The organism is uncultured Enterovirga sp. (assembly GCF_964242715.1).
Lineage (GTDB): Bacteria > Pseudomonadota > Alphaproteobacteria > Rhizobiales > Beijerinckiaceae > Enterovirga.
In genome coordinates this window covers 22856-35808 of the sequence record NZ_CAXTAZ010000052.1, presented here as the reverse complement: position 1 = coordinate 35808, position 12953 = coordinate 22856, and the positions used below count along the sequence as shown (strand labels likewise).

16 protein-coding genes are annotated in these 12953 nt (G+C 67.3%); 9 read left to right on the top strand and 7 right to left on the bottom strand.

The window, feature by feature from the left end; all coding sequences use genetic code 11:
* Positions 1–1333: ABC transporter substrate-binding protein (locus tag ACFE87_RS20395; RefSeq protein ID WP_375461493.1), on the bottom strand; the 1333-nt coding region annotated here is incomplete at its 3' end.
* 106 nt (positions 1334–1439) lie between these two features.
* Here ACFE87_RS20395 and ACFE87_RS20390 point away from each other — a divergent pair.
* Genes ACFE87_RS20390 through ACFE87_RS20380 form a run of 3 tightly spaced genes read left to right on the top strand, consistent with a single transcriptional unit; the run spans position 1440 to position 2584 of the window.
* Positions 1440–2039: a DUF4337 domain-containing protein gene (locus ACFE87_RS20390; RefSeq protein WP_375461492.1), complete on the top strand. Its 600-nt coding sequence runs from the start codon at positions 1440–1442 to the stop codon at positions 2037–2039.
* Positions 2040–2079: 40 nt separating this feature from the next.
* Positions 2080–2313 carry a hypothetical protein gene (locus tag ACFE87_RS20385; protein ID WP_375461491.1) on the top strand — a complete coding sequence of 78 codons (234 nt, stop codon included), beginning with the start codon at positions 2080–2082 and terminating at the stop codon, positions 2311–2313.
* Positions 2288–2584, top strand: coding sequence for a type II toxin-antitoxin system RelE/ParE family toxin (locus ACFE87_RS20380; protein WP_375461494.1), 297 nt, complete (start codon positions 2288–2290; stop codon positions 2582–2584). Before ACFE87_RS20385 ends, ACFE87_RS20380 begins: the two co-directional genes overlap by 26 nt.
* A 12-nt stretch (positions 2585–2596) precedes the next feature.
* On the opposite strand, the gene ACFE87_RS20375 is transcribed toward ACFE87_RS20380, so the two are convergent.
* Genes ACFE87_RS20375 through ACFE87_RS20350 form a run of 6 tightly spaced genes read right to left on the bottom strand, consistent with a single transcriptional unit; the run spans position 2597 to position 6308 of the window.
* Positions 2597–3730, bottom strand: a complete 1134-nt coding sequence (locus tag ACFE87_RS20375; RefSeq protein WP_375461490.1) for an amidohydrolase/deacetylase family metallohydrolase — start codon at positions 3728–3730, stop codon at positions 2597–2599.
* Between the two features lie 16 nt (positions 3731–3746).
* Positions 3747–4067: a helix-turn-helix domain-containing protein gene (locus ACFE87_RS20370; RefSeq protein ID WP_375461489.1), complete on the bottom strand. Its 321-nt coding sequence runs from the start codon at positions 4065–4067 to the stop codon at positions 3747–3749.
* Positions 4064–4351, bottom strand: a complete 288-nt coding sequence (locus ACFE87_RS20365; RefSeq protein WP_375461488.1) for a hypothetical protein — start codon at positions 4349–4351, stop codon at positions 4064–4066. The genes ACFE87_RS20370 and ACFE87_RS20365 overlap by 4 nt, the downstream gene beginning before the upstream one ends.
* Before the next feature lie 54 nt (positions 4352–4405).
* Positions 4406–5605 carry a winged helix-turn-helix domain-containing protein gene (locus tag ACFE87_RS20360; RefSeq protein ID WP_375461487.1) on the bottom strand — a complete coding sequence of 400 codons (1200 nt, stop codon included), beginning with the start codon at positions 5603–5605 and terminating at the stop codon, positions 4406–4408.
* A 13-nt stretch (positions 5606–5618) separates the two neighbouring features.
* On the bottom strand, positions 5619–5993 hold the full coding sequence (locus ACFE87_RS20355) for a cell division protein ZapA (protein ID WP_375461486.1): 375 nt from the start codon (positions 5991–5993) through the stop codon (positions 5619–5621).
* Positions 5994–5996: 3 nt separating this feature from the next.
* Positions 5997–6308, bottom strand: a complete 312-nt coding sequence (locus tag ACFE87_RS20350; RefSeq protein ID WP_375461485.1) for a DUF4164 domain-containing protein — start codon at positions 6306–6308, stop codon at positions 5997–5999.
* 129 nt (positions 6309–6437) lie between these two features.
* Here ACFE87_RS20350 and tkt point away from each other — a divergent pair, with 129 nt between their 5' ends.
* The 6 genes from tkt to fba all read left to right on the top strand — a co-directional run bounded on the left by tkt (position 6438) and on the right by fba (position 12909).
* On the top strand, positions 6438–8447 hold the full coding sequence (gene tkt / locus ACFE87_RS20345; protein ID WP_375461484.1) for a transketolase: 2010 nt from the start codon (positions 6438–6440) through the stop codon (positions 8445–8447).
* A gap of 42 nt (positions 8448–8489) precedes the next feature.
* Positions 8490–9497: a type I glyceraldehyde-3-phosphate dehydrogenase gene (gene gap, locus ACFE87_RS20340; protein ID WP_375461483.1), complete on the top strand. Its 1008-nt coding sequence runs from the start codon at positions 8490–8492 to the stop codon at positions 9495–9497.
* Between the two features lie 43 nt (positions 9498–9540).
* Entirely contained in the window at positions 9541–10029 is a 489-nt protein-coding gene (locus ACFE87_RS20335; RefSeq protein WP_375461482.1) for a hypothetical protein, read from the top strand.
* Complete coding sequence (locus ACFE87_RS20330; protein ID WP_375461481.1) at positions 10026–11222, top strand: phosphoglycerate kinase; 1197 nt, start codon at positions 10026–10028, stop codon at positions 11220–11222. The genes ACFE87_RS20335 and ACFE87_RS20330 overlap by 4 nt, the downstream gene beginning before the upstream one ends.
* A gap of 287 nt (positions 11223–11509) precedes the next feature.
* Positions 11510–11770, top strand: a complete 261-nt coding sequence (locus ACFE87_RS20325; protein WP_375461480.1) for a hypothetical protein — start codon at positions 11510–11512, stop codon at positions 11768–11770.
* Between the two features lie 47 nt (positions 11771–11817).
* Positions 11818–12909 (top strand): class II fructose-bisphosphate aldolase, encoded by a 1092-nt coding sequence (gene fba, locus ACFE87_RS20320; protein ID WP_375461479.1) that lies wholly within the window; start codon positions 11818–11820, stop codon positions 12907–12909.
* The last annotated feature ends 44 nt before the right edge of the window (positions 12910–12953 follow it).

The window sequence follows — 12953 nt, the reverse complement described above, 5'->3', positions numbered from 1 at the left end:
CCGGGTTGATGCAATCGGCGCCTGCATGCCAGGTGTGGAACATGTTCCAGCCGCCCTGGGCAGGGGGCGTCTTCACGGCACGGCGCTGGCCCGTGGTGCCCCAATCGGTCGCCACGAAATCGACGTTCATGCCGATCTGCTTCAGGAGATCGGCCGTAATGTCGCCCTGGGCCTTGGTGATCGGCTGGTCCTGCGCGACCACGCACACCACGGGCTCGCCCTTGTAACCGGCCTCCTGCAGAAGCTTCTTCGCGGCCGCAACGTTCTTCATCTTCATGATGTCGCCGCCCGCCTCGGTGTAGAGCGGCGTGCCGGGGGTGAAGTAGCCCGGCAGGGGCTTCCATAGCTCGTCGTCGGAGCCGACGAGGGCCCGCATGTAGTCTTCCTGGTTCAGCGCCGTCAGCACCGCGCGCCGGACCTTGACGTTGTCGAAGGGCGGATGGAGATGGTTCATCCGGAAGGAACCGATATTGCCGAGCGGGTCGGCGATATCGACCGAGATGTTCCGGTTCTTCTTGAGCAAAGGCACCAAGTCGGAGATCGGGCTCTCCCACCAGTCGACCTCCCCGTTCTGGAGCGCCGCCGAGGCTGTCGCCGGGTCCGGCATCACGACCCATTCGATGCGGTCGACCAGCATGTTCTTGCCGCCGGCGAGCCAGGACGCCTTCTCCTGACGGGGCACGTAATCTGCGAATTTCGTGAACACGGCCTTCGCGCCCGGAACCCACTCGCCGCGCGCGAACTGCATCGGGCCCGACCCGACATATTCGGTGACCTGCTTGAACGGGTCGGTCTGCGCGATGCGCTCCGGCATGATGAACGAGCAAGGCGCGTTGTTCTTGGCGAGAGCGAGCAGCATCTTCGGGAAGGGTTTCGACAGCACCCATTTCCAGCTGCGGTCGTCGATCGGCGCGAGTTCCTTCTGGATCGCGGTGATCATGAGGCCCATCGGATCGCGGGCCGCCCAGCGTTTCAGGCTCTGCACGACGTCCTTGGCGAGGACCGGCGAGCCGTCATGGAATTTGAGGCCCGGGCGGAGCTTGAACGTCCAGGTGAGTCCGTCGGACGAGACCTCCTCGCCCTCGACCATCTGCCGCTGCGGCTGCAGCTTCTCGTCGACGCCGTAGAGCGTGTCCCAGACGAGGGCGGCGGCGTTGCGGACGACGTATTGCGTCCCCCAGATCGGGTCGAAATTGGCGAGGTTCGCCTGCGGCACGAAGCGGAGCGTCTTCGCTGCGGCGCCCTGGGACAGCGCGGGCATCGGGAAGGCGGCCAGCGCCGAGGCACCCGCGAAACCTGTGAGCAGAGATCGCCGATCCGTCGAAACCGTCATGGATTGTCCTTCCCGATCTTCTATGGAACGGGCGCAGCATGCATCGTGCCAAGAAGGCGTACAAGCGGGCTGGCGGGCGGATTGATCCGGCGCAAGGAGCGGACGAATGAAGGCGGACGAAGCAACGGAATTCATGGACCGGGATCGGGAAACCGACCGCTTCAAGCAGCGCTGTGCGATCGTGATCGCGCTCTTCGCGATGCTCCTCGCCGTGACGGGGCTCGGCGGCAACAACGCCACCAAGGAAGCCTTGAACGCGAATATTCAAGCCGCGAACCTGTACAACTTCTTCCAGGCCAAGAACGTCAGACAAACCACCTTCGCGCTCGCGGCCGATTCCTTCGAACTCGCATTCCTGAATGATCCGGCTCTCGCCGAAGGCGCCAAGGCCGCCCTCCGTACGAAGCTCGAGCAGTATCGCAAGACGATCGCCCGCTACGAGAGCGAGCCCGACACGCAGGAGGGCAAGAAGGAGCTGATCGCTCGCGCCAAGGCCGAGGATGCCCGCCGGGACCACGCGTTGAAGCAGGATCCGTATTTCGATTACGCCGAGGCGTTGCTGCAGATCGCGATCGTGCTCATCTCGGTCGCGATCGTGGCCGAGATCGCCTGGCTCGCCTTCGTCGGCGGCGCGATGGGCATCGTCGGCGCACTCCTGATGGTGAACGGGTTCCTGCTGCTGGTCGAGGTGCCGTTCCTGGCTTGAACGCGCCTTGGTTTAGCTGGGGGGAGAGGGGGCAACTCCGATGACGACGCTGCTGGACGAGGCCTTCGAGGTGCTGGGCCGCATGCCGCCCGATGCCCAGGATGACATCGCCCGAGCGCTGCTCGGAATGGCCCAGGACGAGGGCCCGGTGGATATCGAGCCAGAGCACGCTGCCGCCGTCAGGGAAGGGATTGCGCAAGCGGAGCGAGGCGAGTTCTCGCCACTCACGCCCGAACAGGCCATAGCGGCTGCCTTCCACCGCTACGAGCGTTGAAGGTCCGCCTCACGGTCCAGGCCGAAGCAGACCTCGGTCGTATTGCATCGTATCTGCACAGTCGCAGGCCGCACGTCGCGTCGAAGCACAGCTTCAGGCTGCCTTCCGCCTCCTTGAAGCCTTCCCGTTTGCGGGACAGGAGCGGCGGGAAGGCGTTCGCCGATATGCATTGACCCGGTACCCGTACGTGATCTTCTACGGGCTCGACGCGACCGCCGGAGAGGTGCGGGTCTTCACGATCAGACACGCGGCTCGTCGGCCGGTCGGGTGAGGAGCCGCTGCGCTACGCCGGGTGCCACCACCTTCCGCCGAGCACCACACCTTCGCTCGTCAGTCGCTGCGTCCCTTCCAGATGCTCGCCCAAGACGTCGACATAGTCGAAGCGGCCCTCGGCCAGGCGCAGCACCGTCGCGTCGCCGACCCCGCCCGGCGTCAGCGTGCCGAGTTCCGGCCGCTTGATCGCCATCGCGGCGTTGACGGTCGAGGAGGCGATCACCCGGTCGAGCGGCATGCCGAGGCAGAGGAACTTCGACAGCGTGGTGACCTGGTCGAAGGCCGGGCCGTCGATGCAGAGGGTGTGGACGTCCGACGAGATCGTGTCCGGCTCGAAGCCGTTGGCCAGCATGGCGCGTGCCGTCCTGAAGGCGAAGGATCCCTTGCCGTGGCCGATGTCGAAGAGAACGCCTCGGCGCCGGGCGTCCAGCACCGCGTCCTTGACCCGGCCCTGCCCGGTGATGGGGGCGTTCGGGAAGGGCCGGAAGGCGTGGGTCAGGACGTCGCCAGGCCGCAGCATGGCCAGCACCTCCTCGTAGGAGGGCGGCGGATGGTCGATATGGGCCATCACAGGCATGCCGATCTCCTCGGCCACCTGGATCGCGATGTTGAGCGGCACGGTCCCGGATGTGCCCGACGCATGCAGGCCGACCCGGACCTTGATCCCGACGATGAGGTCGCGGTTGGCATCCGCCACCTCGGCACAGTCGACCGGGTTCATCAGCGTGAGTTCGCGGCTCTCGCCCACCATCACGCGCTTGTCGAAGCCGTAGATGCCGGCATGCGAGACGTGCAGGTAGGCGAGGATGCGGACCTGCGACGGCTCGATGACGTGCTTCCGGAAGCCCATCCAGTTGCCGGGTCCGGCCGAGCCCGTGTCGATCGCAGTCGTCACGCCGCTCGTGCGGCAGAATTCCTCGGCGTCGATGCCGAGCGAGGTCCCGCCCCAATAGACGTGGGTGTGAAGATCGATCAGCCCGGGCACGACGAGGAGGCCGGCGACGTCGCGGCTCACGGTCGCTTCACCGAGATTGCGGCCGATCTTCGCCACCTTGCCGCCGGAGAAGGCGATGTCGGTGATCTCGTCGATCTGCTGCGACGGGTCGATCACGCGTCCGCCCGTCAGGATGAGGTCGTAGGTCAAGCGTCGTCCTCCGGCCTCAAGCCGCTGAATCCAGTGCGCGACGAACTGCCTCCGGCTCCCGGTCGATGACCCGCAAGAGGGCCCGAACGGCTGCGTCCGGACGTCGTCGGCCCTGTTCGTAGGCCTCGATCGTTCGCGCGGAAATCCCAAATACGCGCTCGAAATCCTTTGTGGACTTCGCGACCTTGCGGCGGATGGCCTGAACCCGCTCCGGCGTCAGTCCATCCGGTTCCGCGATGTAGGTCGCGGCTGAGCCTTCGCCTCGAATGTGCGCGCCGAGTTCGGTGAGCGCCTCCTCGACGTCCATTCCGATCCGCGACCGCCCCTCGGATTTCATGGAAACTCTCCCGAACCCAGTCCGTCGAGCACCCGGAGGATCGCCTTGCGATCACCGGGCGTGAGGTCGCCCTTCTCGCTTTTCGGATAGGCCGTCAGCATGGCCAGCACATCGTCGCGAATGAGGACGAGGTAGATGGCCCGGCCGCCGCCGCTCTTGCCTGTTCCGCGCCGGGCAAAGCGCGCCTTCCGGACGCCCCGAAGACCCCGGACCACGGGATGGGCTGAGGGCGCGGCAAGGATCGCCGCCTCGATGGCGCCCATCTCGACCTCATCCAGACCCATGTCTGCCATCGCCCGCAAATACGGCTTCAAGCGTATGACTTTCACCCGGGCAGCTTACGCGCTCGCGACCACTTCGCCCAGCCCCAGCCAGCGCGCCATCTCGCCCAACTCCGCGGTGAGCGCGTCCAGTATCTCGGCCGAGTCCCCTGCCCCGGGCTCGAGGTGGACTGACTGCACGAGGAGCCGCCCGGCCTGCCGGTCGGCCTTGAGGTCGACCCTGGCCACGAGGCGCTCGCCGAACAGGAAGGGCAGCACGTAATAGCCGTGCTCCCGCTTGTGGGCGGGGGTGTAGATCTCGAGCCGGTAGCGGAAGCCGAACAGCCGCTCGGTGCGGCTGCGCTCCCAGACCAGCGGGTCGAAGGGGGAGACGAGCGCGCGCGCCTCGATCCGGCGCGGGATCGCGGCCGCCGGATCGAGATAGGCCGGAGCGGACCAGCCCTCGACCGCGGCGGGCAGGAGATCGCCGGCCTCGACCAGCGCCGCCACGGCGGCCTTGGACGAGGCCGGGTCCAGGCGAAAGTAGTCTCGCAGATCCGGCTCGGTCGCGATCCCGAGCGCGCGGGCGGCGACGGCCATCAACCGACGATGGGCCTCGGCCGGTTCCGGAGTCGGCTGCGCGATCACCTCGGCCGGAAAGACGCGCTCGGGCAGGTCGTAGATGCGGGCGAAGCTGCGGCGCGTCCGGGTGGTGAGGAGACCGGCCCAGAACAGCCATTCCAGCGCACGCTTCGCGTCGGTCCAGCCCCACCAGCCGCCCCGAAGCTCATCGGGGCGCCGATTGCCTTCGAGATCCGCGGCCGTGAGCGGGCCTCTCGTCTCGACCTCGCGCAAGACTTCGTCGATGAAGGGCCGCCGCTCCGCCCCGAACCGGGCGAGCCCGCCATAGATGCCGCGCCCGGCCCGCGCCTCCTCCATCCGCCAGCGGAAGGCCGGCTCCAGGTCGATCCGGATCAGCGACGCCTCGTGGCCCCAATATTCGAACAGCGTGCGGTGCCGTCTACCGTAAGCCGCGCGGTCGAGCAGGGCGGGATCGTAGGGCCCAAGACGGGAGAAGGCCGGCACGTAATGCGCGCGCGCCAGGACGTTGACGGAATCGATCTGGAGCAGGCCGAGCCGACCCACCACCCGGGCCAGGTGGCGCGCGGTCGGCCGCTCGACACGGCCATCGCGAAAGCCGGACGCGGCAAGCGCGATCCTCCGCGCCTCAGCCGCCGAGAACCGCGCGCGGCGCCTGTCCGTCAGGCCCGGGGCCACCCGCGCCGGCCGCTCAGCCGAGCTGGACGGCGTTCGGTGCGAAGAACCGGGACAGACGCTCCATCCGCTCGGCCGATTGGTTCAGCGCCTCCGCGAACTGGCGCTCGGCCTTGTCGGAGCGATCGCTGTTCGCGGCGGCGACCGCCCTCATAGCGGCGACCTCCCCTTCGAGCGCCTCGACGCGCCGCTTCGTCTCGGCGAGTTCGTCCGCCGTCATCAGGGCGGCCATGACGTGCAGGCGCATGTCGCCGATCTCTCCGAAGGTGCCGCGCATTTCGGTGATGCGGGCGTCGAAGGCGCTGGCCAGCGCCTCCAAATGGCGCTCCTCGCCGTCGCCGCAGGCCATGCGGTAGGAGCGGCCCGCGATCGTGACCTGGACATGGGCCATGGCTCAGCCCCTCGCGTCGGGGCCGGAGGACGGGCCCGCGCCGCCCTCGGCGCGCGCCAGCACCTCCCGGAGGGTGCCGATCGCCGTTCCGACCCGCTGGCCGACATGGGTCGTCACCGCCTCGACCCGGATCAGGCGCGCCGTCGCGCTCTCGAGCTCGGTGGCAAGCCTCGCGCGGTCATCCTGCATCACGCCGAGCTCCGTCTCGATGTCGCTCCGCCGGACCTCGCTATCCATGTAGCGGCCGACCGCAGCCTCGAGCTGCCCGAGCGCGGCCTGCCATCGTCCCATCGCGTCCGCGAGTTCCGGACCCATCGCGACCTCCGCGCCCCAGAGGGCCGATGTAGCCCGCGCGGTTTGATTTGCGAAGCGGCGCTTGTTAAGTCCCGCGCCGACTGCTCCCGGCCGCAGCGACCCGCCGCGGGCGCTTTCCGGAATCGAACCTTGTCCAAGCCCGAAGAGACCGCCGGCATCGCCCATTCCAAGCTCGCGGGCGCCGTCAGGGCCCTCTCGATGGACGGGGTGGAAAAGGCGAAATCCGGCCACCCCGGCCTGCCCCTTGGGGCGGCGGACATCGTGACCGTCCTCTACACGCGCTTCCTGAAATACGACGCCGCCGATCCCGACTGGCCGGACCGCGATCGGTTCGTGCTCTCGGCGGGCCATGGCTCGATGCTGCTCTACTCGCTGCTCTACCTCACGGGCGTCGAGGACATGACCATCGACGAGCTGAAACGTTTCCGCCAGCTCGATTCGAAGACGCCGGGCCACCCCGAGCATTTCATGACCAGGGGCATCGAGACGACGACCGGTCCGCTCGGCCAGGGCCTCGCGACCTCGGTCGGGATGGCGATCGCCGAGCGCATGCTGGCCGCCGAATACGGCCCCGAGATCTGCGACCACCACACCTACGTGCTGTGCTCGGACGGCGACCTGATGGAGGGCGTCTCGCAGGAGGCGATCGCTCTCGCGGGGCATCTGAAGCTGTCGCGGCTGATCGTGTTCCACGACGACAACCACATCTCGATCGACGGACCGCTGAGCCTCGCCGATTCCGTCGACCAGCCGAAGCGTTTCGAGAGCGCCGGCTGGCGGGCCGAGCGCATCGACGGCCACGATCCCGAGGCGATCGCGGCCGCGATCCTGCGCGCACAGGAATCCGACCGGCCGAGCCTGATCGCATGCCGGACGACCATCGGCTACGGCGCGCCAAAGAAGGCCGGCACCTCGAAGGCGCATGGCGAGCCGCTCGGGGCCGAGGACCTGGCCGGCGCCAAGGCCGCGATCGGCTGGACGGCGCCGCCCTTCGAGGTCCCGGACGACATCCTCTCGGCCTGGCGGGACGCCGGCCGGCGCGGGGCGGCGGAGCGCGAAGGCTGGCTGAAGCGCGCCGACGCGATGGAGCCGCATGCCAAGAGCGAGTTCGCCCGCCGCATGGCCTGGAAGCTGCCGGAGGCCCTCGAACCGGCGATCGCCTCCTTGAAGGAGCGCCTCGTCGCGAACCCGGAGAGCGTGGCGACCCGGAAGGCGAGCGAGATCGCCCTCGAGGCGATCACGGCCGTGATGCCGGAACTCGTCCTCGGTTCGGCCGACCTCACGCCTTCGAACAACACGAAGACCAAGGCCGCGATCGAGGTCACCCCGGGCAACTTCGCCGGCCATTACATCCATTACGGTATCCGCGAGCACGGCATGTGCGCGGCCATGAACGGAATCACGCTGCATGGCGGCTACCGGACCGGTGGCGCGACCTTCATGGTCTTTACCGACTATGCCCGCCCGGCCATCCGGATCGCAGCGTTGTCCGGCGTTCCGGTCGTCTACATCATGACGCACGATTCGATCGGCCTCGGCGAGGACGGCCCGACGCATCAGCCCGTGGAGCACCTGGCGGCGCTCCGGGCGATTCCGAACCTGCACGTCTTCCGTCCCGCGGACGTCGTCGAGACGGCCGAGTGCTGGCAGCTCGCGCTGGAGCGGACCGACGGCCCGAGCCTTCTCGCGCTCACGCGTCAGAACCTGCGGCAGGTCCGGACAGCGGCCGTCGCGGGTAATTCCTGCGCGATCGGCGCCTATGAGCTGCTGCCTGCCGAGAACGCGGTCGCGACCATCTTCGCCTCCGGTTCCGAGGTCGAGATCGCGCTCGACGGAGCGAAGCTCCTCGGCGAGCGCGGGATCGCGGCCCGGGTCGTCTCGGTGCCGTCCCTCGACCTGTTCCTGGAACAGCCCGACGAGGTCCGGCGGTCACTCATCGGCACGGCCCCGATCCGGATCGCCGTCGAGGCGGCCGTGCGCTTCGGATGGGACGCCGTGATCGGCGACGAAGGCCTCTTCGTCGGCATGAAGGGTTTCGGCGCGAGCGCGCCCTACAAGGACCTGTACCGGCATTTCGGCATCACGGCCGAAGCGGTGGCGGATCGGGTGGCAAGATCCCATAATCAACGTGGCGGCTGATCCGCGCCCATTCGAGGTGGCGGGCGGCGAGTGGAGGACGAGATGACGGTCAAGGTCGCGATCAACGGGTTCGGGCGCATCGGGCGCAACATCCTGCGCGCCATCCTCGAAAGCGGCCGGACCGACATCGAGGTGGTCTCCGTCAATGATCTCGGCCCGGTCGAGACCAACGCCCACCTGCTCCGCTTCGATTCCGTGCACGGCCGCTATGCGGGCAAGGTCGAGGTCGACGGCGACTACCTGGTGGTGGACGGGCACCGCATCCGGGTCACGTCCATCAAAAACCCGGCAGAGCTGCCGCACCGCGAGCTCGGCGTCGACATCGCCCTCGAATGCACCGGCATCTTCACGTCGAAGGAGAAGGCCAAGGCCCATCTCGACGCGGGCGCGAAGAAGGTGCTCGTCTCGGCTCCGGCGGATGGCGCGGACCTCACGGTCGTCTACGGCGTCAATCACGACAAGCTCACGCGCGACCACCTGATCGTCTCGAACGGCTCCTGCACGACGAATTGCCTCGCCCCGGTCGCCAAGGTTCTGAACGACCTCGTCGGTATCGAGCGCGGCTACATGACGACGGTGCATTCCTACACGGGCGACCAGCCGACGCTCGATACGATGCACAAGGACCTCTACCGCGGCCGCGCTGCCGCCCTCTCGGCGATCCCCACCTCGACCGGCGCCGCGAAGGCCATCGGGCTCGTGCTGCCTGAGCTCAAGGGCAAGCTCGACGGCTCGGCGATCCGCATCCCGACGCCGAACGTGTCCATGATCGACCTCAAGATCGTGGCGAAACGGGCCACGTCCGCCGAGGAGGTGAACGAGGCGATGAAGCGCGCCTCCGGCCAGGAACTGAAGGGCGTGCTCGGCTACACCGACCAGCCGAACGTCTCGAGTGACTTCAACCACGACCCGCATTCCTCGATCTTCCACATGGACCAGACCAAGGTCATCGACGGCACCTTCGTTCGCGTCCTGTCCTGGTACGACAACGAATGGGGCTTCTCGAACCGCATGGCGGACACGGCGGTCGCCATGGCGAAGCTCGGCTGAGTTGCGCCTCGGCGCCCCGAAACCTCGAACGGCAGTAAGCACGATGTCCGACACGATCACGGCGTCCCGCGTCGAGCCCATCGTCGATCCGGGCCCGGGCCCCGACCGGCAGACCCCGCCGTCATTCGGGCCGGCCCCGATGGCCCCGCCATCCTTCCATCCGCCGGAGGCGGCTTCGGTCGGACCGGCGGTAGTCGGTCAGGATCACGGAGGCGAGCGCCCGAGCAGCCTCTCCGACCAGCTCTCCCGTCTCGAGGACAAGACGGCCCGGATCGAGGAAAAGCTCGCCCGCTCCGAAGCCGCGACCCAGCGGGTCGTCGATCGGTTCGAGGCCGCCTCGCACCGGATGAGCGAGGTCGCCCAGCAATCCGACCTCGTCGCGACCCGAGGCGATGCGAAATTCATCGCCCGGCGCGTGCGCGCGCTTCCCGGCTTCTCGGCGCTGGTTCTGACCTCGATCATCACCGCCGTTCTGACGGCCGTCCTGGTCATCGCGATCATGCGCTACCTGCCGGGCGTTCTCGGCCGATGATGGTCCGGACGCTCGACGACGCCGACGTCCGTGGCCGGCGCGTTCTCGTTCGGGTCGACCTGAACGTTCCGATGGAGAATGGCCGGGTCTCGGACGCGACCCGGATCGAACGCATTCTGCCGACGATCCAGGAAATCGCCGGCGAGGGCGGCCGCGTCGTGTTGCTCGCCCATTTCGGCCGGCCGAAGGGTAAACGGACGGTCGAGGACACCTTGCGTCCGGTCGGCGAGGAGCTTGCCCGACATCTCGGCCAGCCCGTCGCCTTCGCCGAAGACTGCGTCGGCGAGCCCGCCGCGCATGCCGTCGCGGCCCTGAAGGATGGAGAGGTTCTCCTCCTGGAAAACACTCGATTTCACGCGGAAGAAGAGAAGAACGATCCCGACTTCGCAAAGCAACTCGCGGCTCTCGGGGACCTCTACGTCAACGACGCCTTCTCGGCCGCGCACCGCGCGCATGCCTCGACCGAGGGCGTGGCCCGTCTCCTGCCCGCCTATGCGGGCCGGACCATGGAGGCGGAACTCGCAGCGCTTTCCAAGGGGCTCGAGGCACCGGAGCATCCCGTGGTCGCGATCGTGGGCGGGGCCAAGGTGTCGACGAAGATCGACCTTTTGGAAAACCTCGTCGGGCGGGTCGACGCCCTCGTCATCGGCGGCGGGATGGCCAACACCTTCCTCAACGCGATCGACATCGGCATCGGCCGGTCGCTCTGCGAGAAGAGCCTCGCGCCGACCGCCCAGCGTATTCTCGAGCGCGCCCGGGAGACCGGATGCGCCATCATCCTGCCCGTCGATGGGGTCGTGGCGAACGAGTTTAAGGCCGGCGCGCCGCACCACACCTACGGCGTCGATGCCATCCCCTCGAACGGCATGATCCTGGATATCGGCTCGCAGTCGGTCGACCGAGTCAAGGCCGCGATCGACGACGCCAAGACGGTGGTCTGGAACGGCCCCCTCGGCGCCTTCGAGATCGCGCCCTTCGACCAGGGGACCGTCGCGGCCGCCCGCCATGCGGCGGCCCGCACCAAGGCCGGCAAGCTCGTCTCGGTCGCGGGCGGTGGCGACACCGTCGCGGCGCTGAACCATGCGGGGGTGGCCCAGGATTTCACATACGTTTCCACCGCCGGCGGGGCGTTCCTGGAATGGCTTGAGGGCAAGTCGCTGCCTGGGGTCGAGGCGTTGAAGACTCGCGGATAAGGCATATGTTTCCGGCGAGCGGCCGGGGCGCCTGCTCGGCATCACGGCCATGACGTTCAGCGTCGTGGCTATGGTTGCTGCTCTTGCTCTGACGCGATCTTTTCTGCCGAGAGCCGGAACGTTTCAGAGTTCAAACTCCGATCCTATCTCATCTTCTCGCCCGAGACCGACCGGAGCTTGATCGCCCGCAACTTAGGATCAAGGTCATTCGTTGGCGCAATCGCCTTCTTCGGAATGGCGATTTGGCTTAAGTACCCCTATTCGTGAAATAGGACCGGAGGGAACAGATGGATGACCACAACGTCCAAAACGCGACGTTCGAGATCCTGAAGGGCATCCAAACGAGCATCGCGGAACTGCGGACGGACATGGACCGGCAATTCGGTGAGGTGGGTCACCGCTTCGGGAAGCTTGAAGACGGCTTGCGGACCGAGTGGCGGAACAACGCTGGCGTATTGGTCATGATGCGCGCGACGGTGGGTCATTTCGAGGAACGGGTCCGAACGCTCGATGACCGGGTCGACGATATGCAGCGCAGGCTCGGCTAGGCCGTCGGCATCAAGGCCGAAGCACGCAAAAAGATAGAGGAACGCCCATGGCCCGCATCACGCTGAGACAGCTTCTCGATCACGCCGCCGAGCACAGCTACGGCGTGCCGGCCTTCAACATCAACAACATGGAACAAGCGCTGGCCATCATGGAGGCCGCGAATGCGGTCGATGCGCCCGTCATCATCCAGGCATCGCGCGGCGCCCGCTCCTACGCGAACGACATCATGCTGAAGCATATGATGGACGCCGTGACGGAGATCTACCCGCACATCCCGGTCTGCGTGCATCTCGACCACGGCAACGAGCCCGCGACCTGCATGACGGCGATCCAGGCGGGCTTCACCTCCGTGATGATGGACGGCTCGCTCAAGGCAGACGGCAAGACGCCGGGCGACTGGGACTACAATGTCAGGGTCACGAAGACCGTGACCGACATGGCCCATCTCGGCGGCATCTCGGTCGAGGGTGAACTGGGCGTGCTCGGCTCGCTCGAGAGCGGCATGGGCGAGGCCGAGGACGGCCACGGGGCGGAAGGCCAGCTCTCCCACGACCAGCTTCTGACGAACCCGGACGAGGCGGTGCGGTTCGTGGCAGAGACCAGGGTCGACGCGCTCGCGATCGCGATGGGGACGAGCCACGGCGCCTACAAATTCACCCGCAAACCCGACGGCGCCGTGCTGGCCATGAACGTGATCGAGGAGATTCACCGGAAGCTGCCGGACACCCACCTCGTGATGCACGGCTCCTCGTCGGTGCCGCAGGAGCTGCAGGACATCATCAACACGTTCGGCGGCGAGATGAAGCCGACCTGGGGGGTCCCGGTCGAGGAGATCCAGCGCGGCATCAAGCATGGCGTGCGCAAGATCAACATCGACACCGACAACCGCATGGCGATGACAGGCCAGATCCGGAAGGTGCTGTCGGAAAACCCCTCCGAATTCGATCCCCGCAAGTATCTGAAGCCCGCCATGACGGCGATGACCGCGCTCTGCCGCCAGCGGCTCGGGGAGTTCAACACCGCGGGCCAAGCGTCGAAGATCAAGCGGGTGCTGACCCCGGCCGCAATGGCTTCGCGCTATGCCAAGGGCGAACTCGATCCGAAGATCGGTGCGGTGACGCGGGCAGCAGCGGAATAGGAATCCGGCGACCTTCCGTCGCCGGATCGCATTCGCGCCGTTTC